Source organism: Ruegeria sp. BJ5 (assembly GCF_056537865.1).
The window spans coordinates 611,517-638,011 of the sequence record NZ_JBQFSH010000001.1 but is presented as its reverse complement, the minus strand read 5'-3'; the positions used below and the strand labels follow the sequence as shown (position 1 = coordinate 638,011).

At 61.1% G+C, this 26,495-nt stretch carries 25 protein-coding genes and 2 tRNA genes; 18 read left to right on the top strand and 9 right to left on the bottom strand.

Going from position 1 to position 26,495, the window contains the following annotated elements; all coding sequences use genetic code 11:
• Nucleotides 1–43 precede the first annotated feature (43 nt).
• The 4 genes from pdxH to ACR0NY_RS03165 all read left to right on the top strand — a co-directional run bounded on the left by pdxH (nucleotide 44) and on the right by ACR0NY_RS03165 (nucleotide 1,892).
• A complete protein-coding gene (pdxH, locus tag ACR0NY_RS03180) occupies nucleotides 44–649 on the top strand; it encodes a pyridoxamine 5'-phosphate oxidase (RefSeq protein ID WP_170368484.1) in 606 nt (201 codons plus the stop codon).
• 121 nt (nucleotides 650–770) lie between these two features.
• The gene (locus ACR0NY_RS03175; RefSeq protein ID WP_093962172.1) at nucleotides 771–1,298 is read left to right on the top strand and encodes a cold-shock protein; all 528 of its coding nucleotides are present in this window, start codon (nucleotides 771–773) and stop codon (nucleotides 1,296–1,298) included.
• A 12-nt stretch (nucleotides 1,299–1,310) separates the two neighbouring features.
• A complete protein-coding gene (locus ACR0NY_RS03170; RefSeq protein ID WP_170339450.1) occupies nucleotides 1,311–1,772 on the top strand; it encodes a DUF192 domain-containing protein in 462 nt (153 codons plus the stop codon).
• Nucleotides 1,773–1,815: 43 nt separating this feature from the next.
• Nucleotides 1,816–1,892 (top strand) — tRNA-Pro (locus tag ACR0NY_RS03165).
• 6 nt (nucleotides 1,893–1,898) lie between these two features.
• On the opposite strand, the gene ACR0NY_RS03160 is transcribed toward ACR0NY_RS03165, so the two are convergent.
• Nucleotides 1,899–2,339, bottom strand: coding sequence for a hypothetical protein (locus tag ACR0NY_RS03160; protein WP_367646342.1), 441 nt, complete (start codon nucleotides 2,337–2,339; stop codon nucleotides 1,899–1,901).
• 522 nt (nucleotides 2,340–2,861) lie between these two features.
• Here ACR0NY_RS03160 and ACR0NY_RS03155 point away from each other — a divergent pair.
• Nucleotides 2,862–6,488, top strand: coding sequence for a vitamin B12-dependent ribonucleotide reductase (locus tag ACR0NY_RS03155; RefSeq protein WP_170368483.1), 3,627 nt, complete (start codon nucleotides 2,862–2,864; stop codon nucleotides 6,486–6,488).
• Nucleotides 6,489–7,029: 541 nt separating this feature from the next.
• A complete protein-coding gene (locus ACR0NY_RS03150) occupies nucleotides 7,030–7,275 on the top strand; it encodes an EF-hand domain-containing protein (protein WP_093962168.1) in 246 nt (81 codons plus the stop codon).
• Between the two features lie 51 nt (nucleotides 7,276–7,326).
• Here the strand turns inward: ACR0NY_RS03150 and ACR0NY_RS03145 are convergent, their stop codons facing one another.
• Entirely contained in the window at nucleotides 7,327–8,871 is a 1,545-nt protein-coding gene (locus ACR0NY_RS03145) for a trimethylamine methyltransferase family protein (RefSeq protein WP_170368482.1), read from the bottom strand.
• 416 nt (nucleotides 8,872–9,287) lie between these two features.
• Between ACR0NY_RS03145 and ACR0NY_RS03140 the strand changes: the two genes are divergently transcribed.
• Complete coding sequence (locus ACR0NY_RS03140; RefSeq protein WP_170338459.1) at nucleotides 9,288–9,806, top strand: outer membrane protein; 519 nt, start codon at nucleotides 9,288–9,290, stop codon at nucleotides 9,804–9,806.
• A gap of 17 nt (nucleotides 9,807–9,823) precedes the next feature.
• On the opposite strand, the gene ACR0NY_RS03135 is transcribed toward ACR0NY_RS03140, so the two are convergent.
• On the bottom strand, nucleotides 9,824–11,011 hold the full coding sequence (locus tag ACR0NY_RS03135) for a pyridoxal phosphate-dependent aminotransferase (RefSeq protein WP_170338460.1): 1,188 nt from the start codon (nucleotides 11,009–11,011) through the stop codon (nucleotides 9,824–9,826).
• 265 nt (nucleotides 11,012–11,276) lie between these two features.
• Here ACR0NY_RS03135 and cysS point away from each other — a divergent pair, with 265 nt between their 5' ends.
• The 3 genes from cysS to ACR0NY_RS03120 are packed head-to-tail and all read left to right on the top strand — an operon-like array spanning nucleotide 11,277 to nucleotide 15,087.
• Nucleotides 11,277–12,677, top strand: coding sequence for a cysteine--tRNA ligase (gene cysS / locus ACR0NY_RS03130; RefSeq protein ID WP_170338461.1), 1,401 nt, complete (start codon nucleotides 11,277–11,279; stop codon nucleotides 12,675–12,677).
• Entirely contained in the window at nucleotides 12,674–14,308 is a 1,635-nt protein-coding gene (cimA, locus tag ACR0NY_RS03125) for a citramalate synthase (protein ID WP_170368481.1), read from the top strand. Before cysS ends, cimA begins: the two co-directional genes overlap by 4 nt.
• A gap of 2 nt (nucleotides 14,309–14,310) precedes the next feature.
• A complete protein-coding gene (locus tag ACR0NY_RS03120; RefSeq protein ID WP_170368532.1) occupies nucleotides 14,311–15,087 on the top strand; it encodes a squalene/phytoene synthase family protein in 777 nt (258 codons plus the stop codon).
• Here ACR0NY_RS03120 and ACR0NY_RS03115 read toward each other — a convergent pair whose 3' ends face one another.
• Nucleotides 15,088–16,314, bottom strand: coding sequence for an MFS transporter (locus ACR0NY_RS03115; protein WP_170368480.1), 1,227 nt, complete (start codon nucleotides 16,312–16,314; stop codon nucleotides 15,088–15,090).
• 97 nt (nucleotides 16,315–16,411) lie between these two features.
• Here ACR0NY_RS03115 and ACR0NY_RS03110 point away from each other — a divergent pair, with 97 nt between their 5' ends.
• Entirely contained in the window at nucleotides 16,412–17,044 is a 633-nt protein-coding gene (locus ACR0NY_RS03110) for a DNA-3-methyladenine glycosylase family protein (protein WP_170368479.1), read from the top strand.
• Nucleotides 17,041–17,706, top strand: coding sequence for an alpha/beta hydrolase (locus ACR0NY_RS03105; protein ID WP_170368478.1), 666 nt, complete (start codon nucleotides 17,041–17,043; stop codon nucleotides 17,704–17,706). The genes ACR0NY_RS03110 and ACR0NY_RS03105 overlap by 4 nt, the downstream gene beginning before the upstream one ends.
• Nucleotides 17,707–17,716: 10 nt before the next feature.
• On the opposite strand, the gene ACR0NY_RS03100 is transcribed toward ACR0NY_RS03105, so the two are convergent.
• A complete protein-coding gene (locus tag ACR0NY_RS03100; protein WP_093962160.1) occupies nucleotides 17,717–18,142 on the bottom strand; it encodes a VOC family protein in 426 nt (141 codons plus the stop codon).
• A gap of 31 nt (nucleotides 18,143–18,173) precedes the next feature.
• Nucleotides 18,174–18,779, bottom strand: a complete 606-nt coding sequence (locus ACR0NY_RS03095) for an rRNA large subunit pseudouridine synthase E (RefSeq protein WP_170368531.1) — start codon at nucleotides 18,777–18,779, stop codon at nucleotides 18,174–18,176.
• A gap of 213 nt (nucleotides 18,780–18,992) precedes the next feature.
• On the opposite strand from ACR0NY_RS03095, the gene ACR0NY_RS03090 reads away from it, so the two are divergent.
• Entirely contained in the window at nucleotides 18,993–19,580 is a 588-nt protein-coding gene (locus tag ACR0NY_RS03090; protein WP_093962158.1) for an HNH endonuclease, read from the top strand.
• Between the two features lie 2 nt (nucleotides 19,581–19,582).
• On the opposite strand, the gene ACR0NY_RS03085 is transcribed toward ACR0NY_RS03090, so the two are convergent.
• Together ACR0NY_RS03085 and ACR0NY_RS03080 are read right to left on the bottom strand one after the other, a co-directional pair.
• On the bottom strand, nucleotides 19,583–20,047 hold the full coding sequence (locus tag ACR0NY_RS03085; protein ID WP_093962157.1) for a disulfide bond formation protein B: 465 nt from the start codon (nucleotides 20,045–20,047) through the stop codon (nucleotides 19,583–19,585).
• A complete protein-coding gene (locus ACR0NY_RS03080; protein ID WP_170368530.1) occupies nucleotides 20,044–20,622 on the bottom strand; it encodes a YqaA family protein in 579 nt (192 codons plus the stop codon). The genes ACR0NY_RS03085 and ACR0NY_RS03080 overlap by 4 nt, the downstream gene beginning before the upstream one ends.
• A gap of 143 nt (nucleotides 20,623–20,765) precedes the next feature.
• Here ACR0NY_RS03080 and ACR0NY_RS03075 point away from each other — a divergent pair.
• The 5 genes from ACR0NY_RS03075 (at nucleotide 20,766) to ACR0NY_RS03055 (ending at nucleotide 25,319) form a co-directional block, all read left to right on the top strand.
• Nucleotides 20,766–20,851: transfer RNA gene (locus ACR0NY_RS03075), tRNA-Leu, on the top strand.
• 574 nt (nucleotides 20,852–21,425) lie between these two features.
• Entirely contained in the window at nucleotides 21,426–22,844 is a 1,419-nt protein-coding gene (locus tag ACR0NY_RS03070; RefSeq protein WP_170368477.1) for a UbiA family prenyltransferase, read from the top strand.
• Nucleotides 22,841–23,263 carry a GtrA family protein gene (locus tag ACR0NY_RS03065; RefSeq protein ID WP_170338477.1) on the top strand — a complete coding sequence of 141 codons (423 nt, stop codon included), beginning with the start codon at nucleotides 22,841–22,843 and terminating at the stop codon, nucleotides 23,261–23,263. Before ACR0NY_RS03070 ends, ACR0NY_RS03065 begins: the two co-directional genes overlap by 4 nt.
• Nucleotides 23,260–24,585, top strand: coding sequence for an FAD-binding oxidoreductase (locus tag ACR0NY_RS03060; RefSeq protein WP_170338478.1), 1,326 nt, complete (start codon nucleotides 23,260–23,262; stop codon nucleotides 24,583–24,585). Before ACR0NY_RS03065 ends, ACR0NY_RS03060 begins: the two co-directional genes overlap by 4 nt.
• A gap of 2 nt (nucleotides 24,586–24,587) precedes the next feature.
• Nucleotides 24,588–25,319, top strand: a complete 732-nt coding sequence (locus tag ACR0NY_RS03055; protein WP_244952411.1) for an SDR family oxidoreductase — start codon at nucleotides 24,588–24,590, stop codon at nucleotides 25,317–25,319.
• A 23-nt stretch (nucleotides 25,320–25,342) separates the two neighbouring features.
• On the opposite strand, the gene ACR0NY_RS03050 is transcribed toward ACR0NY_RS03055, so the two are convergent.
• Complete coding sequence (locus ACR0NY_RS03050) at nucleotides 25,343–26,431, bottom strand: hypothetical protein (RefSeq protein WP_170368476.1); 1,089 nt, start codon at nucleotides 26,429–26,431, stop codon at nucleotides 25,343–25,345.
• Nucleotides 26,432–26,495: the final 64 nt, after the last annotated feature.

The following is a 26,495-nucleotide window of genomic DNA, read 5'->3' as shown; positions in this document are numbered from 1 at the left end:
TTCTCGCCGTAGGGTCATGTTCAATTCGTTCCAGGGGATGGACATGAGTGAGCGAAACGGCATCTTTGCCGGTGACGATCCGTTCGTGATCGCGGCCCGTTGGTTGGCCGAGGCCGAAAAGACGGAACCGAACGATCCGAACGCGATTGCCCTGGCGACCGTGGACCCCGATGGTATGCCGAACGCACGGATGGTGTTGCTGAAGGATATCGAGGCGGACTCCTTCGTTTTCTATACCAACTATCACAGTGCCAAGGCCCAAGAGCTGGATGCGGCCGGCAAAGCCGCCTTTGTGATGCACTGGAAATCACTGCGGCGTCAGATCCGGGTTCGTGGTACAATCACCAAAGAAGACGGTCCCTTGGCCGACGAATATTATGCGTCACGCTCGCTGAAAAGCCGGCTGGGTGCCTGGGCATCGCGACAGTCGGAACCTCTGAGCAGCCGGGCTGCCCTGATGGCCGAAGTTGCAAAGGTGACGGCAAAGCTGGGATCCAACCCGCCGAGGCCCGAATTCTGGGGTGGCTACAGGCTGACGCCGGTTGAAATCGAGTTTTGGGCGGATGGTGCCTTTCGGCTGCACGACAGGTTCCGCTGGCGGCGCGACCCGTCCAAGCAAAAGTGGAACGTACAGAGGTTGAATCCATGACGTTCGCGTATCGTGAAATGCAACACCCGGAAATGTCTGAATTTTTTCAGCTTGAATTTGCCCGACGTTTCCATACACATCAGACCCCTAACGACCCTTTGAATCTCGTGATGGGAACACCGTGCCAGAAGACCTGAACAGCATGTACCGCGTTCGTGGACACGTAAAATGGTTTGACCCCGCAAAGGGGTATGGCTTTGTCGTGTCCGACGATGGCGGTCCTGATATCCTGCTGCACGTGAACGTTCTGAGGAACTTCGGGCAAAGTTCGGTCGCGGATGGCGCGGGCATTGAGATCATGACTCACCGCACCGATCGTGGGGTTCAAGCGGTTGAGGTCGTGAGCATCGATCCGCCCGAACGGGCCGACTCGGTGATGCTGGCGGATTTCGCCGAAATGGATCCCAATGAGATCGCGCATGCGCCGCTCGAGGCTGCGCGGGTCAAGTGGTTCGACAAGAGCAAGGGTTTCGGCTTTGCCAATGTCTTTGGCCGCAGCGAGGACGTGTTTCTGCATATCGAAGTTCTGCGCCGGTCCGGGTTGGCCGATCTCCAGCCGGGCGAGGCGCTGGCGATGCGGGTCATCGACGGCAAGCGGGGGCGCATGGCCGCGCAAGTGCTTGCGTGGGAATCCGCGCTCAATGACTGAGCGCTGCGCGTGATGCGGATTCTGGCCGGTCTTCTTCTGAGTATTTTTCTGTCACAAGGCGCCTTTGCCGAATGCCGGCCTGACCGGGTGGACCTTCGCAATGACAAGGCACAGGTCCGGTTTCTGGTCGAATTGGCCGTTTCTCCGCAGGAGCGGGCAAAGGGTTTGATGTTCCGCGAAAGCATGCCTCAGGGCGAAGGGATGCTGTTCGTGTTCGATCCGCCCCAGCCGGTCGCATTCTGGATGAAGAACACCTTGATCCCGCTGGACATGATCTTTCTGGATCGCACTGGAGTGGTGACCCGTGTTCATGCCGACGCCGTACCGGGGGATCTGACCCCAATCGAGGGCGGCGATTCGGTCTTTGCGGTCCTTGAGGTCAATGCGGGACTGGCCGCCCGTTACTCGATCGCACCAGGTACGGTCATGCGCCACGAAATTTTTTCGCAAGGCTCTGCAATCTGGCCCTGTTAGGGCTTTTCAAATCCGAATGACGCCGTTAGGAAGGCGCACGGTCCGGGGCGTGGCGCAGTCTGGTAGCGCACCTGTTTTGGGTACAGGGGGTCGTGAGTTCGAATCTCGCCGCCCCGACCACTTTCCTTACAACGGAGTTCCACCGAAATAACGGTAGAGCCGTGTCAATTCATCATCCAGAACCGAGCTTTCGACGGGAACCTTGATCGTCGCTCCGTCCTTCTGGGGGACCAGGAAAAACAACTCGGCATCGACCCGGTAACCGGCCTGATTGCGGGTTGAAGACATGCGGCGCACCCCTTTGGGCAAGTCCTGCGGGTAACCGTCATAGTTGAGGATCAAGAACGCGGTGGTTTCCGGAGGCAGAGAGGAACGGCACTCGAAACTGCTGCGCTCGGGGCGTGTGAACCGTTCCTCCGGACCTTCGCAGCTGATCTCGAACGTGCTGAACAATTGGTCGGGGTATTCGGCGAACTGAGCGCTGCGTGAAGACTTTTCCGGCTCCGGCGTCGCGCAAGCGGCCAGCAAGGTAAGAACCGGTAACAAACGGATAATCGAGGTTTTCACGGCGCACTCCGTCTTTTGTGTGTCGTGATGCGTCGCGTTGCGCTGCCACGAAGATTGGTGATTCTCCTCCCAGTATGGGGCACGGGCGGGCGGGTGACCATTTTCTCGTAACCGGGCCGGGAAAAAAGAAAATCCGATTTGACCGAACTGCACGGTTTTGTGGACAGCGTTGTGGAGGAATCGGCGCGTTCTGTCTTGGCCCATCCTGCGGTTTTGCGGTCAACAGAAAAGTTTTGGTTCGGAGCCAAAAAATGCCGTTGACCAACTATGGGTAGATACGCCAGATTGTATGAGCCGAGTGAGTTGCCACTAAATCTGGTAGGAATAGCCGGAGTTGGCATAGGGCGAGGGTCGGAAAGCACTCCAAACTGACGTGCAACCGTGCGAACGGGTTTGCGCTGCCAAAGGCAGCGCCCGGTCCTTAGCGTCCCTGATCGGCGGTCAAGGCGGGCGGCACCCCGCCAAAAAATGGAATTGGTGCCGGACAACCGAATTTGGGCTGATTGATCTAGGGCGGCGGACATGAAGATTGAAAGAACATTTACCAAGGCAGGGCAGGACGCATACGCAGAGTTGGACTTCGTGTCCGTCACGTCCGAGATCCGCAATCCGGATGGAACGATCGTGTTCCGCCTTGATAACATCGAGGTCCCCTCTCGGTGGAGCCAGGTCGCCAGCGATGTGATCGCTCAGAAGTATTTCCGCAAGGCCGGCGTTCCCAGCAAACTGAAAAAAGTCCGTGAGAAGGACGTGCCCGAGTTTTTGTGGCGCTCGGTTCCGGCCGACGATGCCGAATTTGGCGGCGAGACGTCTTCGAAGCAGGTGTTTGACCGCCTGGCGGGGGCGTGGGCCTATTGGGGCTGGAAGGGCGGTTACTTCTCGACCGAGGAAGACGCGCGCGCCTATTTCGACGAGATGCGCTACATGCTGGCGACCCAGCGCGCCGCGCCGAACAGCCCGCAATGGTTCAACACCGGTCTGCACTGGGCCTATGGGATCGACGGCCCGGCCCAAGGTCACCACTATGTGGACTACAAAACCGGCAAGCTGACCAAGTCGAAATCGGCCTATGAACATCCGCAGCCGCACGCGTGCTTCATCCAGTCGGTCGATGACGACCTGGTGAACGAAGGCGGGATCATGGATCTGTGGGTGCGCGAGGCGCGCCTGTTTAAATACGGCTCGGGTACCGGGACCAACTTCAGCCATCTGCGTGCAGAAGGCGAAGCGCTGTCGGGTGGCGGCAAGTCCTCGGGCCTCATGGGCTTTCTCAAGATCGGCGACCGCGCCGCTGGCGCGATCAAATCAGGCGGGACAACCCGTCGGGCAGCAAAGATGGTGATCGTCGATGCAGATCACCCTGACATCGAGCAATTCATCGAATGGAAGGTGATCGAAGAGCAGAAGGTGGCCTCGATCGTTGCTGGATCGAAGATGCACGAGAAGATGCTGAACGGCATTTTCGAGGCCATCCGCGCTTGGGACGGCGCACAGGACGACGCCTATGACCCCAAGAAAAACGACGCGCTGAAAGCGGCGATCCGCGAAGCGAAAAAGGTCGCGATCCCCGAGACTTATATCAAGCGCGTGCTGGATTATGCCAAGCAGGGCCACGACAGCATCGAGTTCCCGACCTATGACACCGACTGGGACTCTGAGGCCTACAGTTCGGTCTCGGGGCAGAACTCGAACAACTCGATCCGTGTGACCAACGCTTTCCTGAAGGCGGTAGCAAAAGATGCCGATTGGGAGCTGATCAACCGTACCGACGGCAAGGTTGCCCGGACGGTCAAGGCACGCGATCTGTGGGAAAAAGTCGGCCACGCGGCCTGGGCCTGCGCCGATCCGGGCATTCAATTCCACGACACGGTCAATGAATGGCACACTTGCCCTGAAGACGGCGAGATTCGTGGCTCGAACCCGTGCTCAGAGTACATGTTCCTGGATGACACGGCCTGCAACCTGGCTTCGATGAACCTGTTGACCTTCCTGAAGGATGGCGAGTTCCAGGCGGCCGACTACATGCACGCGGCCCGTCTGTGGACGCTGACGCTGGAAATCTCGGTGACGATGGCGCAGTTCCCGTCGAAAGAGATCGCACAGCTGTCTTACGACTTCCGTACGCTGGGTCTGGGTTATGCCAACATCGGCGGGCTGCTGATGAATATGGGCTATGGCTACGACTCGGACGAGGGTCGGGCGATCTGTGGCGCCCTGACCGCGATCATGACCGGCGTTGCCTACGCCACCTCGGCCGAGATCGCCGGAGAGCTGGGGCCGTTCGCCGGCTACAAGCGCAACGCCGAGCATATGCTGCGGGTCATCCGCAACCACCGTCGCGCTGCGCAGGGTGTGACCGAGGGCTATGAGAAGCTTTCGGTCAAGCCGGTGCCGCTGGATCACGCCAACTGTCCGGACAAACGCCTTGTCGATCTGGCCATGAGTGCCTGGGACGAAGCGTTGAGCTTGGGCGAGAAGAACGGCTATCGCAACGCGCAGGCCACGGTGATTGCGCCGACCGGCACGATCGGTCTGGTGATGGACTGCGACACCACCGGGATCGAGCCCGACTTTGCGCTGGTGAAGTTCAAGAAACTGGCCGGGGGCGGCTACTTCAAGATCATCAACCGCTCGGTGCCGTCGGCGCTGGAAAAGCTGGGCTATTCCTCGGCCCAGATCGAAGAGATCGTGTCCTACGCGGTGGGTCACGGCACCTTGGGCAACGCGCCGGGGATCAACCACACCTCGCTGACCGGTCACGGGTTCGGCCCGAACGAGCTGGCCAAGATTGACGCCGCGCTGGAAAGCGCGTTCGACATCCGGTTTGTCTTCAACCAGTGGACGCTGGGCGAGGATTTCTGTACCGGTGTTCTGGGCATCCCGGCCAGCAAGCTGAACGATCCGACCTTTGACATGCTGCGCCATCTGGGCTTCAGCAAGTCGGATATCGACGCGGCCAACGACCATGTCTGCGGCACCATGACCCTGGAAGGGGCCCCGCATCTGAAGCCCGAGCACTATGCGATCTTCGACTGCGCCAACCCCTGCGGCAAGAAGGGCAAGCGGTTCCTGGGTGTTGACAGCCACATCACCATGATGGCTGCGGCGCAAAGCTTCATCTCGGGCGCGATCAGCAAGACGATCAACATGCCCAATGACGCCACGATCGAAGATTGCCAGAAGGCCTACGAACTGTCCTGGAGCCTGGGCGTCAAGGCCAACGCGCTGTATCGCGACGGGTCCAAGCTCAGCCAGCCGCTGGCGGCGGCGTTGGTCGAGGATGACGACGAAGCGGCTGAAAACCTCGAAAGCGGCTCGATCCAGGAAAAGGCCGTTACATTGGCCGAGAAGGTCGTCGAGAAGGTGGTGGTCAAAGAGATCATCCGCAGCCACCGCGAAAAGCTGCCGCACCGTCGCAAGGGGTATACCCAAAAGGCGATCGTGGGCGGGCACAAAGTCTATCTGCGCACCGGCGAATTCGAAGATGGGCAACTGGGCGAGATCTTCATCGACATGCACAAGGAAGGCGCTGGCTTCCGAGCGATGATGAACAACTTCGCCATCGCCGTCTCGGTCGGTCTGCAATATGGCGTGCCGCTGGAAGAGTTTGTCGACGCCTTCACCTTCACCAAGTTCGAACCCGCCGGGATGGTTCAAGGCAACGACTCGATCAAAAACGCGACGTCGATCCTCGACTACATCTTCCGCGAACTGGCCGTGTCGTACCTCGATCGCACCGACCTGGCGCATGTGAAGCCCGAGGGCGCAACATTCGACGACCTGGGTCGTGGCGAGGAAGAGGGTGTATCGAACGTCTCGGAGATCAGCGACAGCGCGGCTTCGAAATCCCTCGAGGTGCTGAAACAGATCAGTTCGACCGGTTATTTGCGCAAGCGTTTGCCGCAGGACCTGATGATGTTCAACGGTGCCGCCGAAGCGACCGGACTGTCCGAAGCGGCTGTGACCTTTGAAACCAAGAGCGAAACCACCGTCGTCACCGAAACGGCTACGGGGATGGATGCCCGGACAAAGGCCAAGATGCAGGGATACGAGGGTGATCCTTGTGGCGAATGCGGAAACTACACGCTGGTGCGCAACGGCACCTGCATGAAATGCAACACCTGCGGGGCAACCAGCGGGTGTAGCTAAGGCAAACGCCCCGCCAGGCGGGGTGTAGGGACCTGGATTTCCCCCCGGACTTCCGGTCCCGACGAATTCGGAGCAGGGCAAAACCTGAGACTTACCCTAGGTTGCCCTGGTCCACTCGGCCGGCATGCCCGTGCTGGCCGGGAACAGGGTGGGGCGGAATATCGGTCCTTCCCACTCTCTCACGGGGCGGGTGCGCTCGTCCCATGTGCAGTCCAGGCCGCAGGCAAAAAAACACCGGGCGGTCAACGAATTGAGCCTGGACGGCAAAACTGACAGGGGGCTTCGGCCCCCTTTCTTTTTTGCGACTCGGTCAGGCTGAGCGGCGGATTGCCGGGAACAGGGGTACCGATGAGGGAAGTTGTGCCGATGCGCTGGCGGACGGCTTGGCGCAGCGAAAGCTTGCGAATCCAAATGGCCCAAACGGGCAGGGATTGGCGCGAATTGCGGGAAAATCTCTTCGGCCGATGACAGTGCGGCTGAGCGGGTGTTTGGTGTGCCTGTCCGGACAGACTACCACAAACCCCCTATCAGGAGACTGACAATGAACTCTCAGAAACTGGCCGTTCTGGCCGCAGTTGCCCTCGGGTTCCCTGCGCTTGCATTCGCGCAGAGCTCGGCTGACGCAAATGGCGACGGTGTTCTGACCATCGAAGAGGTTCAGGCCGTTGTGCCCGACATGGATGCCGATGCGTTCTCGCTTTTGGACGCGAATGGTGACGGCGCTTTGGATGAAGCCGAAATTGCAGCCGCGCAAGAAGCCGGTCTGCTGCCGCCCAGCAACGGTTAACAGCTTGAAGCACGAGGCAGCCCAGAGTGATCTGGGCTGCTTTTCAATTTGTTATGCAGGCAAGTGAATGTTGAACCTGCTTCTGAGTTCCGCATCCAGCACCGGATCGAAACGCGCCGGAGACGGGGCGCCAAGGATCTCTTCTTTGCGTGCGGTGGCCTTTTCGACTAGGTCCGGCTTGCCCAGCTCGGCCCATTCCTTGGGCGAGGTCCGGTCGCCAAGCGCCGGATAGACATAGTCAGCCTGCATACGGCTGAGTGTTGCGTCGGTACCCAGGTAGTGACCCGGGCCACCGAGACAGACCGACACGATCTGGTCCAGCGCCAGCGTGTCGTCCGTGACCTCGATCCCACGAACGCATCGCAGGGCTTGACCGATCAGATCGTCACCAAGGATCAGGCTTTCAAAGCAGAAACCCAGCAGCGAAGCGTGCATGCCCGCTGCTTCGTAGACCATGTTCAGGCCGGACAGCCCGGCCATGACGTTGGAACACATCTGCTCCCATCCGGCTTGCATGTCGGGCAGTTTGGAGTCCGAAGCACCTGCTGCAGCGCCGCCGGGCAGGTCATAGAATTTGTGCATCTGGGCGCAGCCTGCCGTCAACAGGGCCTGCTCGCCAGACCCGACGCTCATCGCACCGGTCCTGAGATCAAGGCCAAAGGGCCAAGTGCCAAAAACCGCAGGAGCGCCTGGGCTTACGGCGTTTACATAAACCAGACCGGCCAAGCATTCCGCCGTAGCCTGGACAATCGCACCAGCCACCGTTGACGGGGCCGTGGCGCCCGCCATCCCAGCGGATAGCAACAGGACGGGCATCCCCGCCTTGATACATTCTTCCATCACCTGGCAGCTCTCGGTCGCGAATTTCATCGGTGGCACGACAAAGCAGTTCGAGTTCGAGACGAAGGGCCGCTCACGCCATTTGTCCTCGCCGCCAGCGATCATATGCAGCATTTCCATGGCCGGAGCTACATAGCTGGGGTCTGTGAAGGATGTTCCGATATGCTTGTAAGTTCCAGAACAACAAGCATAAATCGTGTTCAGATCCATTTCGCGGTTGTCGGTGATGTCGCGGCAGACCATGGGGCGCTGCACGAAATGGATATTGTCCAGTTGTTCGCAAATCCGCGCGGCATCGTGCAAGTCCTGCACTGTCGAGTCGCGGTAATTGCGTCCCTGGGCGTCGACCATGCTGACGGCTGCTCCGGCGGTTCCATAATGAACACGTCCCCCGGTCAGTTCGAGATCGGTTTTGCCGTCGCGGCTGTACAACGTGACCGAGCGGTTGGCGCGGGCGATCGTGTCCTCGACCAGCGCACGGGGAAAACGGATGCGTCCGTCATCGCCCAGCGTACAGCCGGCATTGACCAGGTAATCGATCCCGCTGGGTGGTGCGTCGGCCAGACCGATGGTTTCGAGCGCATCGAGCGCGGCGGAGTGAATACGCTCCATGTCCTGTTTGCTGAGCGGTTTGTAGGTGCCGCCCTCAAGCCCCGGGCGGACGGGGCGCAGATGTTCGGGCAAGGCCGCGGCACGGGCGGCCCGACGGGCGGCGCGGCCGCCACTGCGGGACGTTGAGCGGGATTGGTCGTTCATGGTGAGGATTCCAAATTGAAAGTCAGGTCAAAAGGGGGAAGCTTCAACCCGTCACGGCCGCCCTCGAGCCGCACGCCCCCGATCGGCACCGATGGTGCGGCTGATCAGGCAGATCTTCCAGATATCGTTTGGCATGTGGTCCTCAACTCCTGCGACGAATGGTGTCAGGGTCCGCGCAAGCAATCTGTCCTGTTTGCGACCGATGTCGCTTTTGACCTCGAAAACTTGGAAGTTCGATGAACGCCGCAGGAAATCCTCACGCAAAGGGCGAAATATGTTATGCTTCCATTACTTATTGTTAAGAATTGCGTGACTTGAATTGATCTGACGGCACCAAAGCACATGTTTAATTGAGGTGCACATCACCGCATCTGTTGCAATCGCAAAGGGTGCTGAATGAAAACTCGGAGGGCTGCATGAAACTGATCCGCGCCTTGCTGTCGGTCCTGCTGATTCCAGCGGCGCAGGTGGCGTTGGCCGAGGATTGGACGGGTGCTTATGCCGGGTTCACCTTCGGTTATACCGACGCGGACGGTCCTGGCGGCAGCGGTGGCAATTCGGGCAGCATCGGTGCGAATATCGGATACGATCTGGATCTGGGCAGCTTCGTCGTCGGGGGTGAGTTGGAATATGACCGGCTGAATCTCGACTTAGGAGCCTCGGAGGGCAGTTTGGACAGCGTGTCCCGCGTGAAACTGCGCGGAGGGTACGAGTTCGGGCCCGCTTTGGGCTACGTCGTGGTGGGTGCCGCGCGGGCGAATACTTCGGGCGACAGCGACACGGCGGCCGTCTACGGGATCGGCGTAGCCTATCCTCTGAGTGACCGGCTGATCATCAGTGGCGAAGCCTTGCGGCAGAATTTCAACGATGTCACGCGGTCGCGCGGCGATCTGGACACCAACACCTTCAATCTGCGCACGACCTTCCGGTTCTGAACGAAACCCGTCTGCAGTTACTCGGCCGCTGTCTGACCCGCTAGCCGGGCGGCGAAATCGCATAGGGTCTGAAGGGCGGCGGCGAACCGGTCATCGTCAATGGTCATGGCCACACGCACATGCCCTGCGGCGGCTTGGCCAAAACTTTCTCCGGGCATGACCGCGATGGCGTGGGTGTCCAGCAGCGCATTGGCGAAGTCTTCGCCGCTTTGCCCCGTCGCGCGGATGTCCAGCATCAGATACATCGCGCCTTGGGCCGGGATCAGGCCCACGGTGTTCTGTCGGGCCAGAACCTGCATCGCCAAGGCGCGGCGGCGGCGGAAGGGAGCCGCGACCTCTTCCTCCAGTTCGTCCCCGGCGGTCAGCGCAAAGCTGGCAGCGTCCTGAATGAATCCCGGAACCCCGTAGGTGGTGTGCGTGGCGAGGTTGATCAAATGGTCGATGGCCTCTTCGGGGCCGACGATCCAACCGCAGCGTGATCCGGTCATGGCGTGGGATTTCGACATCGAGCCCACGACAAGGGTGCGGTCGGCCATACCGGGCAGGGCGCGGGGCGACAGGTGCGCGCCGTCCCAGACCTGCGTGTCATAGACCTCGTCCGAAATCAGCCAGATGTCGCGTTCGCGGCACAGATCGGCGATCTCGGTCAGGGTCTCGCGGGAATAGACGACCCCGGTCGGGTTGTTCGGCGTGTTGATCAGCAGCGAAGCGGCACCCTTGGCCTGTTCCGCGATCATGGCCGCGTCGGGTTGAAAGGCGTCCTCGGCTCGGGTCTGAACCGCGCGCGCGATCGCGCCGGCCCCGCGGATCGTGCCGGGGTAGGTGGCGTAGAACGGATCGAGATAGAGGCCCACATCGCCCGGGTCGCACACGGCCATATGCGCGGCGAACAGCGCGGCCTGTCCGCCCGGGGTGATCAGCACGTTGTGGCGCGTGGTGGGAACGCCCGTCCGGGTCTGCACCCGCGCGGCCACGGTATCGCGCAGCAGATCGGTGCCCGGAACCATGGCGTATCCGGTATGGCCCGCGCGCGCCGACCGGTCCATCTCGGCCAGGATCGAGGGGTGGGTGCGGATGTCATGCTCGCCGATGGTCAGCTCGGTCACGGCTTGGCCTTCGGCGATCATGCGGCGCGCACGATAGAACACGTCCCACCCGTCCGAACCTCCTCCGGTCAGATGCGTGATGCGGTGCGAAAGTTTCATGGCGCGCCTCCGTTGCAGCAAGCCCGCCGAATGGGTCAGAGCCGCGGTGATTTGTCAATCAGCTTCCCCGGTTGGCAACAGAAGTCTTGGCGCGCGGGACCGGGCGTGCTATGCGATGGGCCATGAACCGGAAGACCTGCATCATTATCTGCTGCATTCCCTGCTGAACTTTCACGCGGGCCGGTTTCTTTCGTTTTCTTCCCTGAGACAAGTTGCTAAGCCCGCGTCAACGCGCACGCTATTGCTGTATCCAGGAGCCAGACGCATGACGACGATCAAACTGCACAACACGTGGACCCGGACGAAGGAAGATTTCGTTCCGATCGATCCCGACAACGTGCGGATGTATGTCTGCGGACCCACCGTGTATGACCGGGCGCATCTGGGCAACGCGCGGCCGGTGGTGGTGTTTGACGTGCTGTATCGCCTGCTGCGTCATGTCTACGGGCCCGAGCATGTGACCTATGTGCGCAACTTCACCGACGTTGATGACAAGATCAACGCGACGGCCCTGGCGCGCAAGCAGGCCGGGGCCGAAGGAACGCTCGAACAGTTGGTGCAGGAGCGGTCGGACGAGACGATCGGCTGGTACCTGCATGACATGGGCGCGCTGGGGGCGCTGGAGCCCGACCAGATGCCGCGGGCCACGCGGTACATTGACCAGATGATCGCCATGATCGAGGACCTGATCGCCAAGGGTCACGCCTATGAGGCCGAGGGGCATGTTCTGTTTGCGGTGGACAGCTGGCGCGACGACTATGGCAAGCTGTCGGGCCGGTCGGTCGATGACATGATCGCAGGCGCGCGAGTCGAGGTGGCGCCCTACAAGAAGAACCCGATGGATTTCGTGCTGTGGAAGCCCTCGGACGATGAACTGCCCGGTTGGGAGTCGCCCTGGGGCCGGGGGCGTCCGGGCTGGCATATCGAGTGCTCGGCCATGAGCTATGAGTTGCTGGGCGAGAGTTTCGACATCCATGGCGGCGGCAATGACCTGATGTTCCCGCACCACGAAAACGAGATCGCCCAGAGCAAATGCGCCCATCCGCACGGCGAATTTGCGCGCTATTGGCTGCATAATGAGATGCTGCAGGTCGAAGGCAAGAAGATGTCCAAATCGCTGGGCAATTTCTTCACCGTGCATGACCTGCTGGATCAGGGCGTGCCGGGCGAGGTGATCCGGTTCGTCTTCCTGCAGACCCACTATCGCAAGCCGATGGACTGGACCGAGAAGAAGGCACGCGAGGCTGAGGCCACGTTGCGCAAGTGGCGGGCGCTGACTGCGGGCATTGAACCCGCAGCCAGCGCGGCGCCCGCGGTGATCGCGGCGCTTGCCGATGACCTCAACACTGCGGGCGCCCTGGCCGAGCTGCATCGCCTGGCCTCGGACGGCGACGCCGCTACCTTGCTGGCCAGTGCGCGGGTCTTGGGCCTGTTGGAATCCGAGATGGGGGGCTGGGCCGAAACCGACGGCGTGGATCTGTCGGCCCATGCCGACAGGCTGGCCCGTGTTCGGGCCGAGGCGATGCAGACCAAGGATTTCTCGGAAGTGGATCGGTTGAAGGCCGTCTATCTGGCGGCTGGTCTGGAAGTGCGGATGAGCAAGGACGGGGTCGAACTGGTGCCCGGCGCGGGCTTTGACGCCAGCAGGCTGGAGGGCGTGGAATGAGCAAAGAGCGCCTGTACCTCTATGACACCACGCTGCGCGACGGGCAGCAGACGCAGGGCGTTCAGTTCTCGACCGCCGAAAAGGTCCAGATCGCGCAGGCGCTGGATGCTTTGGGGGTGGACTATATCGAAGGCGGCTGGCCCGGCGCGAACCCCACCGACAGCGCGTTTTTCGATACTGCGCCAAAGACGCGCGCCCGCCTGACCGCTTTTGGCATGACCAAGCGGGCCGGGCGCTCGGCCGAGAATGACGACGTGCTGGCCGCCGTCATGAACGCCGGCACGCGGGCGGTCTGTCTGGTGGGCAAGTCGCATGACTATCACGTGACCGACGCGCTGGGGATCTCGCTGGAGGAGAATGTCGAGAACGTCCGCGCCTCGGTCGCGCATATCGTGGCGCAGGGGCGCGAGGCGCTGTTCGATGCCGAGCATTTCTTTGACGGCTACAAAGACAACCCCGCCTATGCGATGCAGGTCTGCCAGGCGGCGCTGGAGGCCGGTGCCCGCTGGGTGGTGTTGTGCGACACCAATGGCGGCGCGCTGCCGGCCGAAGTGGGGCGGATCGTGTCCGACCTGGTCGCCGCGGGCTTCCCCGGCGACCGGCTGGGCATCCACACCCACAACGACACCGAAAATGCTGTGGCCTGTTCCTTGGCGGCCGTGGATGCCGGCGCACGCCAGATCCAGGGCACGTTGAACGGGCTGGGTGAGCGTTGCGGCAACGCCAACCTGACCGCCCTGATCCCGACGCTGCTGTTGAAGGAGCCCTATGCCTCGGCCTTCGAGATCGGCGTCAACCGCGACGCGCTGACCGGTCTGACCCGCATCAGCCGCATGCTGGATGACATCCTGAACCGGGTGCCCAGCAAACAGGCGGCCTATGTCGGGGCCTCGGCCTTTGCGCACAAGGCGGGGCTGCACGCCAGCGCGATCCTCAAGGATCCGTCGACCTATGAACATGTCGATCCGGCCACCGTGGGCAATGCGCGGATCATTCCGATGTCGAACCAGGCGGGCCAGTCGAACCTGCGCAAACGCCTGACCGAGGCTGGGTTGCAGGTAGAGCCGGGCGACCCGGCGCTGGGGCGCATTCTGGAACGGATCAAGGCGCGCGAGGCCGAGGGGTATTCCTATGATACCGCGCAGGCCAGTTTCGAGCTGCTGGCCCGCGATGAACTGGGCCAGCTGCCGCAATTCTTCGAGGTCAAGCGCTACAAGGTCACGGTCGAGCGGCGCAAGAACAAGTACAACCAGATGGTCAGCCTGTCCGAGGCGGTCGTCGTGGTGAAGGTGGATGGCGAGAAGAAGCTGTCGGTCAGCGAGTCGATGGACGAAAACGGTAGCGACCGTGGCCCGGTGAACGCGCTGGCCAAAGCTTTGGCCAAGGATCTGGGGCAGTACTCGCCCATCCTGGACGATATGCATCTGGTGGACTTCAAGGTACGCATCACCCAGGGCGGGACCGAGGCGGTGACCCGCGTCATCATCGACAGCGAAGACGGGCAGGGGCGGCGCTGGTCCACGGTTGGGGTCAGTGCGAACATCGTCGACGCCTCGTTCGAGGCACTGCTGGAAGCGATCCAGTGGAAGCTGGTGCGCGATTGCAGCCCGCAATCGGTGGTGGCCGAGTGAGCGTGCCCTTCGACGACGACGTCAAGGCCTGCGCGGCGCTGGTCCACCGGGCCGACCCCGATCGGTTCATGGCCGCGATGGCGGCGCCGGTGCCGGCGCGGGCCGTGCTGTTTCCGATCTATGCGATGAATATCGAGGTCGCCCGCGCGCCTTGGGTCACCCAAGAGCCGATGATCGCGGAAATGCGCCTGCAATGGTGGCGCGACGCGCTGCAGGAGATCGCCGAAGGACCCTCCGTGCGGCGGCACGAGGTGGTCACGCCCCTGTCGCGCGTCCTGTCCCCGCATCTGGCGGCGATGCTGGATGAATTCGTGGCCGTAAGGCGTTGGGATATCTACCGGGATCCGTTCGAGGATGAGGAACACTTCGAGGCCTACCTCACCCACAGCGCAGGGTCGCTCATGGTCGCCTCGGCGCAAGCCCTGGGTGCCGCCGACGAAACGGTCCTGCGCGACTTTGGCTACGCGGTCGGTGTGGCGAACTGGTTCCGCGCCATCCCCGAGCTTGAAGCCCGCGGGCGCATTCCCCTGTTGGACGGGACGCCGGACGGGGTGCGCCAGTTGGCCGAGCGCGCGCTGGACAGGATGGCCGCGGCGCGAGCACGGCGGGCCGATGTTTCGGATCAGGCGCGCCCTGCGCTTTTTGTCGGCTGGCAGGCAGACCGCGTCCTGCGTCATGCGTTGGCTGAGCCCGGTCGGGTCGCTGCTGGTGCGCTGAACGTGGGCGAAATCCGACGACGCGTGTCACTGATCTGGACGGCTTCGACCGGTCGGTGGTGATCAGGAGAGTTTGGCCTCGCGGGGCCTCAGCACCAGCCACAACAGCGCGCCGCCTGCCAAAGTCAGCAACGGCACCATCGCCAGATTGACGGCGGTCCATCCTTCGACCGGGGATCCGCCAGAACAGTTCATCAATCCGCCCGAGGCCAGCGACGCAATCGTCACGCCTCCGAACACCAGCAGGTCGTTCAGGCCCTGCACGCGGCCGCGTTCATGCACATCGTGCTCGGCCGCCAGCATGCTGGTGGCGCCGATGAAGCCGAAGTTCCAGCCGATGCCAAGCAGCACGAGGGCTAGAAAGAAGTTCTCGATCTCAACGCCTTGCAGGGCCACAACGCCCGCACCGCCCAAAACCGCCAAACCGATTGCGACCATCTTCTCGGCCCCGAACCGGGAGATCAGATGGCCGGTGAAGAAACTGGGAACATACATCGCCAGAACGTGGCTGGTGACCACATCCGCCGCATCACCTTCGGAGAAGCCGCAGCCGACGACCGCCAGCGGTGTCGAGGTCATCACTAGGTTCATCAGCGCGTATGAGACCATGGCACAGATGATGGCCACGGCGATGCGCGGGGTTTTCAGCAGCTCCAGCCGCGACCGGCCTTTGGGTGCATCCTGTGACGGACGGTCGGGGGTTGGAATGTCCAGAAACAGGAACAGGACCGACCCGATGACGTTCACTGCGATCACCGCGAAATAGGTGCCCAGGAAGGGAATGACATAGGCCTGCGAGGTCAGCTTGACGATCTGCGGCCCGATGATGGCCGCGGCCAGACCGCCGGCCATGACGTACGAGATCGCCTTGGGCCGGAACACATCCGACGCGGTATCAGCGGCGGCAAAGCGATAGAAGCCATGTGCGCTCATGTAGATGCCGGTCAGCAGGCTGCCCAACAGGAACACGGGAAACGACCCCAGATACAGGCCATAGGCGCCTACGGCGCCGCCCACCGCTCCGGCGGTGGCGCCGACGAGGAACCCGGCGCGGCGGCCCCAGCGCTGCATGATGGCCGAGACCGGCGTGGCCGCCAGCATCGAACCCAGAACGATCAGCGAAATCGGCAGCGTGGCGAGGCAAGCGTTGCTGGCCAGCGACTGGCCCGCCAATCCGCCGACGATGAAGATCATCGGCATCTGCGCGCCCAGAATCGCCTGGGCCGCCACCAGAACGGCAACGTTGCGCTTGGCGCGGGTATCGTCGGGGGCGGTGCTGGTCATCGTCATGCGCAAATGGGTATCGGCGAACCGACAGACATACAAGCGGGTTGCATATGCGACAAAGCAGCCTAACCTGCGCCCCGAACCGCCACCCGGAGCCGCCATGACCGTTGGTCGAATTATCGAGACACCAGAATGCGTTGCGGAAGGGGCCGAGTGGCTGTCTGACGCCTGTCCGCGCATGGCGCACGCAATCGAACTGACCAGCCCGTTGCCCTTGCGCCGTCGGCCCGACGGCTTCGCGCAACTGCTCAGCGCCATCGTCAGCCAGCAGGTCAGCGTGGCCTCGGCCAACGCGATCTGGAGGCGGATGCAGCAGGCGGGCCTGACCGGGCCACGCAAGATCAAATGGGCCACCGACGACGATCTGCGCGCAGTGGGGTTGAGCCGTCAGAAGATCCGCTATGCCCGGGCGTTGGCCGAGGCGCGGATCGACTACAAGGCCCTGCGCGAGGCGCCCGATGACGAGGTCATTACGACCCTGACACAGGTGCCGGGCATCGGGGTTTGGACGGCCGAGATCTATGCCATGTTCTCGCTGGGGCGGGCGGATGTGATCGCGCCGGGTGATCTGGCCCTGCAGGAGGCCGCGCGGATGCTATACGGCCTGCCGGATCGGCCGACCGACAAGGCGTTGCGGCAGATGGCCGAGGCGTGGTCGCCGTGGCGGTCGGTTGCAGCCCGGGTTCTGTGGGCCTATTACCGCGTGGCCAAGGATAGGGAAGGGATCAGATGACACGGGTTTTGAACGCGCTCCGCAAAGAGCCGGTTTCGGGCGACACGCGCTCGGTCGTGGTGTTCGTGCATGGCTATGGCGCCAACGGGGCCGATCTGCTGGGCCTTGCGGATGTTCTGGGCGAACACCTGCCCGACACGCTGTTCGTGGCCCCCGACGCGCCCGAGCAGATCCCCGGCATGCCCAACGGCTTCCAGTGGTTTCCGATCCCGTGGATCGACGGCTCGTCCGAGGAGGAGGCCCGGCGCGGCATGGAAATGGCGGTCGAGGATTTCAACGCCTTCCTGGACGCCCTGATGGTGGACGAAGACGTGCTGCCCGAGCAGGTGGTGCTGTTCGGCTTTTCCCAGGGCAGCATGATGAGCCTGCACGTGGCCCCACGTCGCGAAGATCCGGTGGCTGGCGTGATCGCGTTTTCCGGCCGCCTGTTGGAGCCTGACCTGCTGGCCGACGAGGTGGTCAGCCGGATGCCGGTGCTGCTGGTCCATGGCGATGCCGATGACGTGGTGCCGCCGCAATCGCTGCCCGAGGCCGCCGAGGCCCTGCAGCGTGCGGGCTTCAAGGAGGTCTATGCCCACATCATGAAGGGCACTGGCCACGGTATCGCACCCGACGGGCTGGGCGTCGCGTTGGCTTTCATGCGGGACAAGCTGAGCCTGTGATGCGGCTGGCTCACCCCCACAGGTGCCCCTCGGCAAACTCCACCGAATTTCCGGCTGGATCGCGTACGTAGAGCGACCGAGCCCCGTTGGGCCAGTCGAATTCGGCCTCAATCGGGACGTTCCAGTCCAGCAGATGCTTGCGCATCGACGCGATCTGGTCGCGGGTCAGGATGAGGCACACATGCCCCGGACCGCGCGCACCATGCGGCGGCACCGGCAGGTCGGGATTGGTCGGAGGCTGTTCCGTCTGGTCCGGGTTGAACAACAGCAACACCGAAGTGCCAACCCGGAAGAACACGTGCCGGCCCTCGACGCGCTGAATGCGGTCCAGGCCCAGAACCTCGCCATAGAACCGTTCGGCGGCGTCCAGATCATCGACATACAGCGCGGCCTCGAGAATGCCCGAAGGCGACGGGATTCCGGCTGCTACTTTCATGACGCTATTATAACGGACATCGCTGAAAAAGTCACCGCCGCGGACGCCGGTCGCGCTTGCGTTGGGGGGCGGTTTCCAGAACGGGCATCGGCAGGCTGTCCCAGCTGCCGGGGGCGAGATTGTCTAAGGTCCAGTCTCCGATCCGGGCGCGGATCAGGCGAAGGGTGGGGTGGCCCACGGCGGCCGTCATGCGGCGCACCTGACGGTTGCGCCCCTCGCGCAGTGTCAGTTCCAGCCAACAATCCGGCACCGACTTGCGTTCGCGGATCGGGGGCGTGCGCGGCCACAGGCCTTGGGGTTCGTCAATCAGCCGCGCCTTGGCTGGGCGGGTCATGCCGTCATTCAACTCGACCCCGTCACGCAGGGCCCGGATGGCCGCCGCATCCGGGATTCCTTCGACCTGAACCCAGTAGGTTTTGGGCATCTTGTGCTTGGGGTCAGAGATCTGGGATTGCAGCCGCCCATTGTCGGTCAGCAGCATCAGCCCCTCGCTGTCACGATCCAGCCGCCCGGCCGGATAGACCCCCGGCAGGTCGATGAAATCCGACAGGGTGCTGCGGGGCGACTCGGCATTTTGCCGGTCGGTGAACTGCGGCAGCACGTCAAAGGGTTTGTTGAAGCGGATGAACCATGACATGAGCTCCGCCATACTCTCAGTTCCGGACCTGCGCAAGCTGTGGATAACTGTCACGTGATTGTTACGGATTCAGAATAGTCCGTTACCGAGATGTTGTGGAAAAACAGGACTTGTCAGAGTTTTAACACGATATATAGTTAAGTTAAGACCGGGGCGGGTGCTCCCCGCTCTGGTGTCCCATACAGGCAGCCGAGAGCGAGGAGCGATTCAGCCATGGACGGAGATTTCAGGACCGAATTTGTCAGGGAGCCAGGTGCCCTCAAGCACCATCCGGCATTGGTTTTGAACGCCGATTACCGCCCGCTTTCCTACTATCCGCTGTCGCTGTGGCCCTGGCAGGAGGCGATAAAGGCCGCCTGGCTGGACCGGGTCGATATCGTCGCCGAGTATGACGAAGTGGTCCGCAGCCCGAGTACGGTGATCCGAATACCGTCGGTGGTTGTCCTGAAAGACTATGTGAAACCCAGAAAGCGCGTGGCCTTCACGCGCTTTAATTTATTTCTGAGGGATGAATTCCGCTGCCAGTACTGCGGCAGCCGGGGCGAACTGACTTTCGACCACGTCGTGCCGCGTGCAGCAGGGGGTGTCACCAGTTGGCAGAACGTGGTGGCCGCCTGCAGTCCATGCAATCTGCGCAAAGGGTCGAAATCGCTGCGTCAGGCCGGGATGAGCCTGCGCAAGCCACCTCGGCAGCCTGACGCCAGCATGCTGCAGAATATCGGACGGAAGTTTCCGCCAAACCACCTGCACGAAAGCTGGATCGACTTTCTGTATTGGGACGCAGAACTGGACGCCCAGTAGGTTCAACGCGCGCGCCAAGCGGCCAGCCAGACCAGAACCAAACCGGCGGACAGCAGGGCGTTCCACCCAGCCATGGACAGCCCGAACATTTCCCACGGGATATCATCGCACCGCACCAACGGGGCGGCCATGATCTGCTCCATCAGTTCCTCGGCGGACAGGCCGCTAATACTGCCCGATGTGCAACTGGACGGACCTTCCCAAAGACCACGCTCGACCCCGGCGTGATAGACGCCGATACCGGACGTGGCGGCGGCAGCGGCTGCGCCGAGGAGAGGCAGCAGGCGCACGCCCGGAAGTGCAAAGGCCAGCGCGCCGAGCAATACAGCCGCACCATGCGGGTAGCGTTGCCAGATGCACAATTTACACGGGGCCATGCCGCCCAGATACTGGAACCCCCAAGCCGCAAGAAGCAAAGCTGCAGACCCACCCGCAGCCAGCAAAATGAGTGTCCGTTTCCGCGTCATATGTATTTCACCACCAGAAATCCGCCGATCAGAAGAATGATGAACAAGGTGAACATCAACCCAAGCCGTTTTTCGATGAAGTCCCGGATAGGCTCGCCAAAGCCCCAAAGCAACCCGGCGACGATGTAGAACCGCAAAGCGCGGGCGAGAATCGAAGTGGCGATGAACGTCCCCAGCGGCATTCCCGTCCAGCCGGACATGATCGTGATGACTTTGTACGGGAAAGGCGTGACGCCGGCGGTCAGAACGGCCCAGAACCCGAAATCGTTGAACCGCTGGTTGAACTCCTGCATCGCGTGACCCTTGCCCATCGCTTCGAGGATGGGTTGTCCGATGCTATCGTAGAAGAACGCGCCGATTGCGTATCCCAAAAGGCCGCCCAAGACCGAGAACACCAGCGCAACGGTGGCAATCAGCCATGCCCGCGATGGGCGCGCCAGAATCATCGGGATCATCAGCACGTCGGGTGGAATCGGAAAGACCGAGCTTTCGATGAATGCCACTAATGCCAACACCCACAGTGCGTGTGGGTGGTCGGCCAGTCGGATCGTCCGATCATAAAGCGATTGCAGCATCAGCGCGTGTTCCCAAGCTTTGTCATAACGAGGCAAACCACGCGTCCGACGGGGCGTCAACCGATCTGTCCCGGGCTGATCGTCGATTGACCGATTTTTGCCTCTGGACGTTCGGCAAGATGGGCGGTAATTCAATGCGCGTGGCCCAAGTGGCGGAATGGTAGACGCAGGGGATTCAAAATCCCCCGCCTTCACGGGCGTGAGAGTTCGAGTCTCTCCTTGGGCACCACCACCGCAACCGTTACCGCATAGTCCCCAGGGCGTTTGAGCTGTCAAAGCTCGCGTGCTCGGCTGGCTACAGCTCGAGCATCCAGCCTCGAATTGAGCGACGAAACTGTACGCGGAACAGTGGGATCCGGACCGTTGTCTGATGCGGTATCACGAGCAACGGTAGAGTTTCCAAATCGTCAACTATAGCCGGCGCAGGGGCTGTCTGTGTCTCTGTTGCGCGGTGTCTCTGGTAGCGTATCCGCGCGCGACTGAGCGCTGAAGTGGGCGCATTCCAGAGTGATGTGATCCTTGAAGCTCGCGCAATCTGAATACCGCCGCATTGGGTGCAGAGCCGGCAAACGATTGAAAGAACGCGATTATGGTACAGCGTCACCGGGACAGGCCGTGACGCCATCATTTGGCCATAGAAATTGGTGAAACAATGAGCCGTGACAGGCACTGACGTGATATCAAAGCAGGCTATGACGAGAAGGGTTGGCGGGCACGGTTGTGCAGTTGCCATGCCTTTTGAGCTTTGCAATAACGGACCTCATAGTTCCCCGTCCCGGGTAATGATTATAGTTGGTTGATTTATGTGCAAAATCCTTGTGGTAGATCTGGATGGCACTCTTTTGAAGAGTGACATGCTGTATGAAAGCTTTTGGTCGGCTTTCGGACGAAACTGGCGTAGCCCGTTTCACTCAGCTGCGGCTCTGTTGGGGGGACGCGCTTCATTGAAACGTTACCTGGCCGAAGAGGCCGAAATTGACGTCACCTCGTTGCCCTATGATCCCAAGGTGCTGGAATACGTCGAGAAATGGCGCGCAGACGGCGGCAAGACCGCCCTTGTGACGGCCTCGGATGAGGGCATCGCCCAAAGCATCGGAGCCCATTTGGGTATTTTTGACGAGGTTTATGGTTCCGACGGGTCGCTGAACCTGAAAGGTGAAAACAAGGCCGAGTTTCTGGACGAACGCTTTGGTCCGGGCGGATACGCCTATATGGGCGATTCCCACTCCGACCTTGCGGTGTGGCGAAGGGCCAATCTGGCGGTTTCCGTGAACGCGGGGCCGGGACTGGCGAAACAAGCGGAAGCGGTCGCACCCAAGGTCGAGCATCTGCACACACACGAAGTGACCGCCAAGTCCTACCTCAAGGCCTTGCGTCCGCATCAATGGATGAAGAACCTTCTGGTCTTTTTGCCGATGCTCGCGGCCCATCAACTGACGGGGCAGGTCTTTTGGTTGTCGCTTCTGGCTTTCATATCGTTCAGCCTGATCGCCTCAAGCGTCTATGTCCTGAATGACTTGCTAGACCTTGCAGCAGATCGGGCGCATCCGCGCAAACGCGCGCGGCCGTTTGCTTCGGGCAGCATTCCGATTTCGTCTGGAACGTGGATGGCTGCCGGTCTGCTGATTTCAGGCTCGGTCATTGCGGCCATGGTCGGGCTGGAGTTTTTCCTGGTGATGGTGGCGTATTATGCACTGACGACCGGGTACTCATTGAATCTAAAGCGCCAGCTGGTCATCGACATCTGTGTCTTGGCCGGCCTTTACACGACCCGGATCGTGGCGGGTGGAGCGGCAACAGGGTTGGAGCTTTCAGTCTGGCTCCTGGCATTTTCGATGTTTCTGTTCCTGTCGCTTGCGGCGGTCAAAAGGCAGGCCGAGTTGGTGGACTATGCGGCACGCGGTAAATTGTCGGCAACCGGGCGCGGCTATCACGTGGATGACCTTCCAATCATCTCCATGATCGCCGTCAGCGCGGGTTATGTCGCCGTTCTGGTGATGGCACTCTACGTCAGCTCGCCGGCGGTGGTGCAGCTCTACTCCTACCCGCAGGCCCTGTGGGGCGTGTGTGCTGTTCTGCTGTTCTGGATCACCCGGGCCGTCATGATTACGCATCGTGGCAACATGCACGATGATCCCGTGATCTACGCGGCCAAGGACCCGGTCAGCCTGCTTTGCTTTGCCATAATTTTGCTGTTCGTCGTCGCGGGGTCAATGCTGTGACGGTTCAGGGATTGATTCTGCGCTATTCCGCCTTTGCCATCGTGGCGATGGCCTTGAACCTGGCCGCGCAGCGCGCAGTCCTGTCGCTTGGCGAGGGTGGCTGGTACTTCGCGGCTGCAGTGTTTGCGGGTACTCTGGTCGGCCTTGTGGTCAAGTATACCCTCGACAAGCACTGGATTTTCTATGACCGGCAGACGGGACTGAAGGCCCACGGTCAGAAATTCTCGCTGTATACGGCGATGGGTGTGGTCACCACTGCAATTTTTTGGGGCACCGAGACGGCCTTTTGGGTGGTTTGGAAAACCGATCTCATGAGGGAGGTTGGCGCGGTTATCGGGCTGACAGTGGGTTACGTGATAAAGTACCATCTCGATAAGCGCTTCGTATTCAACACCGGCTCGGCGGAGGCTCGGGCATGAGGCTTTCCGGCTGGGGCAGGTACCCCGTTCTTGAGACCAGCGTGATCGCGCCGCGCAGCGTCGAAAGCCTTCGATCGGTCGTGCGGGAGGGACCCGATGTGATCGCGCGCGGCAATGGACGTGCCTACGGGGACAGCGCAATTGGGCGCACGACAACCGTACACACCCGGCATCTGAACAGGATGGTGTCCTTCGACAACCAGACCGGAGTGCTGGTTGCCGAGGCGGGAGTTCTGCTAGGCGACGTGATCGCAGCGTTTCTGCCCCGGGGTTGGTTTCCGATCGTTACACCGGGCACCAAATTCGTCACGATCGGCGGTGCCATCGCCGCAGATGTTCATGGCAAGAACCACCACCGTGTCGGTAGTTTCCGCCATTGCGTCGAATGGGTTGAGGTCATGGGCGATGATGGGGAAATCACCCGATGCAGCCGCGCCTCGAACAGCGCATTGTTCGACCACACCTTGGGCGGCATGGGCCTTACCGGGATCATCGTACGGGCCGCGGTTCGGCTGCAGCCGGTCGAGACAGGTTGGATCAAGCAAAAGACCATAGCCGCACCCAGCCTTCAGGATGCGATGAATGCATTCGAGGCCGCACAGGATGCAACATACTCGGTCGCGTGGATCGACTGCTTGTCCACTGGCCGAAACCTGGGGCGGTCTCTGGTGATGCTGGGAGAACACGCTGCGGTCTCGGACCTGCCGGGGCGGTATGCCCGGCAACCCCTGATCTGCCCGACCAAGCGAAAAAAATCCGTGCCGATGGATCTGCCGTCGTTTGCCTTGAATCGCCATTCGGTTCGGGCGTTCAACGCCGGTTACTACTGGATGGGGGTTCGAAACGGCGACACCAAGCTGGTGAACTGGGATACGTTCTTTTATCCGCTGGACGCCATATTGGGGTGGAACCGTATCTACGGTCGCAGCGGCTTTGCCCAGTTTCAATGCGCGTTGCCTATCCACCGTTCACGCGCCGGTCTGACCGAGCTTTTGCAAGCTATCGCTGGCAAAGGCATGGGTTCGTTTTTGTCTGTGCTGAAACGGTTCGGTCCACAGGACAGTCCGTTTTCCTTCCCCATGGAGGGATACACGCTGGCGCTTGATTTCCCGATTTCCGACAAAACGCTCATCCTCATGGACAAGCTGGATCGGATTACTCTGGAACATGGTGGACGGTTCTACCTGGCCAAAGACAGCAGAATGTCGGCCAATACTTTGAACAGATCAGACGATCGCGTGACCCGATTCCGCGAGGCGCGCAACGTCAATGGGTGGCGGGACCGGTTCCGCTCGGCCCAGTCAGAAAGGCTTGAAATATGACAATGGAACACGTTCTCGTTCTTGGTGCCCGGTCGGATATCGGCAAGGCCATCGCTCATGAGTTTGCCGAGCGGGGGCACCCGGTCCAGCTGGCCGCCCGGAATGCTGAGACGCTCGAGGCCGACAAGGCCGATATCGAACTGCGCTATGGTGTCGGGGCAACGTTGCACGAGTTCGACGTTCTGGAAACCGGCAGCTTCGATGGGTTCATCGATGCGTTGCCTGATTTGCCGGGGATCGTCGTGTGCGTTGTCGGGTACATGGGCGAGCAGACCGAGAATGAAGGGGACGCTGCCGCGGCTTCTCTGGTGATGCGCAGCAACTTCGAAGGGCCGGCTCAGATCCTCGGAGCGTTTGCCAACCGGTTTGAAGAGCGCGGATCGGGTACGATTGTGGGTGTCAGTTCCGTGGCCGGTGATCGGGGCCGGGCGACCAACTATGTTTACGGATCGGCCAAGGCCGGCCTGACTGCTTTTCTGTCCGGCTTGCGCAACCGGCTCGCCAAGAAAGGCGTGCATGTCGTGACGGTTCTTCCGGGATTCGTCGACACACAAATGACCGAAGGAATGGACTTGCCCGAGCGTCTGACGGCGCAGCCGTCCGAAGTTGCCGCCGCAACGGCCCGGGCGGTCGAGCGCGGTCGGAACGTGATCTACGTTAAGCCGATTTGGCAATTGATCATGGCGATCATCCGAAACATCCCCGAGCCGGTGTTCAAGAAGCTCAGCATCTGACCTCGCGTTGCCGGGTGGCCTCGTCACTCATTGCCGTCTCTAGACGAAGTCGCGCGCAAGTTGTCGCTGGCTGCGAGGGCCTGAATGCAGCCCACGACAAAAAACGGCATGAAGTACATGACCAGCCGACCGATATTGAACTGTACGTTCAACATGGCGATGAGCGAGAAAAACGCCAGCAGCGCCAAAACGTCCGTCCGGCGTAGGACCTGATGTTCAGCTTGACCGGTCACGGCAATCCACCAGCAGGCGGTCAGAACCAACAACGGCCAGACGTTCAGATACAGTCCTTTGACACTTGTGCTGCCTTTCAGCGTGGACAGCGCGCTGGAGATGAATTGCCCAATCTCTCTCTGATTGTCGTTCACGCCCGGAAACGGAAATGCGGTAATGACAACCAGAAATCCAACGAACAGGCAAAACAGAGCGGCCGTGACCTTGGCCTCGTGGCTGCGCAAGGACATTATTGCCAATGCGCGCAGACCAAAGATCAGCAGCGTCACGATGATGATCTTTTCATTGATGAACGCGCCAAGAAACACGGTAAGAAGAAACCACTTCCATTTCTTCTCGGCAGCAAACAGAAGGGCCACTGTCAATGGAAAGACCGAGATGCCGTCATTGCCTTCCAGCGCCAGAAACTGCCCCAGAAACAGAACTGACGCGGCGCCGATGAATGCCCACTGCGCATTGGTTCCAACACGCCGCAGCAAATAGGCGTAAACCAGAAGCGCCGTCAGAACCAGGTAGAAGACGTTTGCGGCACACATCGCGGCCAGTGCCTTTGCGTCAGCAACGCTGTCAGGAAGAAAGACTTCTCCCGACCCGGTGGACAGTGAGACGAATGGCAGATTGTAGAACGGCAGCGCAAGTATAACCGAGCCTATGCGGTAAACATGCGGCGAAGGGGGAACCCGGCCACGCTCTTCATCCAGAAGATACAGCAGGTAGTGGGAATAGTCGTCAAAAGAGACCGCGCCAAAGTAAACGACGCGATATGTGTCGAAAAACATCTCGCCGGCGGCGACCGTGAAGACCAGCGCCAGAAACAAATGCCAGCGGAACTCGCTGATTGATGACGATTTGCTTTGCAATGAAGAATAACCAATCACGCTGTGAACTCACACGAACAGGAAAAAAACAAATAACCGATTGTCACAAAACAAGAAATCTTCG

What these genes read in the sequence shown, in the direction of transcription:
- ACR0NY_RS03095 (WP_170368531.1), bottom strand. Translation starts at nt 18,779, where the DNA reads ATGTCATGGTTCATCCGCTTCAACAAACCCTTTGACGTGCTGCCGCAG.
- pdxH (WP_170368484.1), top strand. Translation starts at nt 44, where the DNA reads ATGAGTGAGCGAAACGGCATCTTTGCCGGTGACGATCCGTTCGTGATC.
- ACR0NY_RS03140 (WP_170338459.1), top strand. Translation starts at nt 9,288, where the DNA reads ATGAAACTGATCCGCGCCTTGCTGTCGGTCCTGCTGATTCCAGCGGCG.
- ACR0NY_RS03090 (WP_093962158.1), top strand. Translation starts at nt 18,993, where the DNA reads ATGGACGGAGATTTCAGGACCGAATTTGTCAGGGAGCCAGGTGCCCTC.
- ACR0NY_RS03070 (WP_170368477.1), top strand. Translation starts at nt 21,426, where the DNA reads ATGTGCAAAATCCTTGTGGTAGATCTGGATGGCACTCTTTTGAAGAGT.
- ACR0NY_RS03150 (WP_093962168.1), top strand. Translation starts at nt 7,030, where the DNA reads ATGAACTCTCAGAAACTGGCCGTTCTGGCCGCAGTTGCCCTCGGGTTC.
- ACR0NY_RS03145 (WP_170368482.1), bottom strand. Translation starts at nt 8,871, where the DNA reads ATGAACGACCAATCCCGCTCAACGTCCCGCAGTGGCGGCCGCGCCGCC.
- cimA (WP_170368481.1), top strand. Translation starts at nt 12,674, where the DNA reads ATGAGCAAAGAGCGCCTGTACCTCTATGACACCACGCTGCGCGACGGG.
- ACR0NY_RS03135 (WP_170338460.1), bottom strand. Translation starts at nt 11,011, where the DNA reads ATGAAACTTTCGCACCGCATCACGCATCTGACCGGAGGAGGTTCGGAC.
- ACR0NY_RS03100 (WP_093962160.1), bottom strand. Translation starts at nt 18,142, where the DNA reads ATGAAAGTAGCAGCCGGAATCCCGTCGCCTTCGGGCATTCTCGAGGCC.
- ACR0NY_RS03055 (WP_244952411.1), top strand. Translation starts at nt 24,588, where the DNA reads ATGGAACACGTTCTCGTTCTTGGTGCCCGGTCGGATATCGGCAAGGCC.
- ACR0NY_RS03115 (WP_170368480.1), bottom strand. Translation starts at nt 16,314, where the DNA reads ATGACGATGACCAGCACCGCCCCCGACGATACCCGCGCCAAGCGCAAC.
- ACR0NY_RS03110 (WP_170368479.1), top strand. Translation starts at nt 16,412, where the DNA reads ATGACCGTTGGTCGAATTATCGAGACACCAGAATGCGTTGCGGAAGGG.
- ACR0NY_RS03085 (WP_093962157.1), bottom strand. Translation starts at nt 20,047, where the DNA reads ATGACGCGGAAACGGACACTCATTTTGCTGGCTGCGGGTGGGTCTGCA.
- ACR0NY_RS03060 (WP_170338478.1), top strand. Translation starts at nt 23,260, where the DNA reads ATGAGGCTTTCCGGCTGGGGCAGGTACCCCGTTCTTGAGACCAGCGTG.
- ACR0NY_RS03105 (WP_170368478.1), top strand. Translation starts at nt 17,041, where the DNA reads ATGACACGGGTTTTGAACGCGCTCCGCAAAGAGCCGGTTTCGGGCGAC.
- ACR0NY_RS03080 (WP_170368530.1), bottom strand. Translation starts at nt 20,622, where the DNA reads ATGCTGCAATCGCTTTATGATCGGACGATCCGACTGGCCGACCACCCA.
- ACR0NY_RS03155 (WP_170368483.1), top strand. Translation starts at nt 2,862, where the DNA reads ATGAAGATTGAAAGAACATTTACCAAGGCAGGGCAGGACGCATACGCA.
- ACR0NY_RS03170 (WP_170339450.1), top strand. Translation starts at nt 1,311, where the DNA reads ATGCGGATTCTGGCCGGTCTTCTTCTGAGTATTTTTCTGTCACAAGGC.
- cysS (WP_170338461.1), top strand. Translation starts at nt 11,277, where the DNA reads ATGACGACGATCAAACTGCACAACACGTGGACCCGGACGAAGGAAGAT.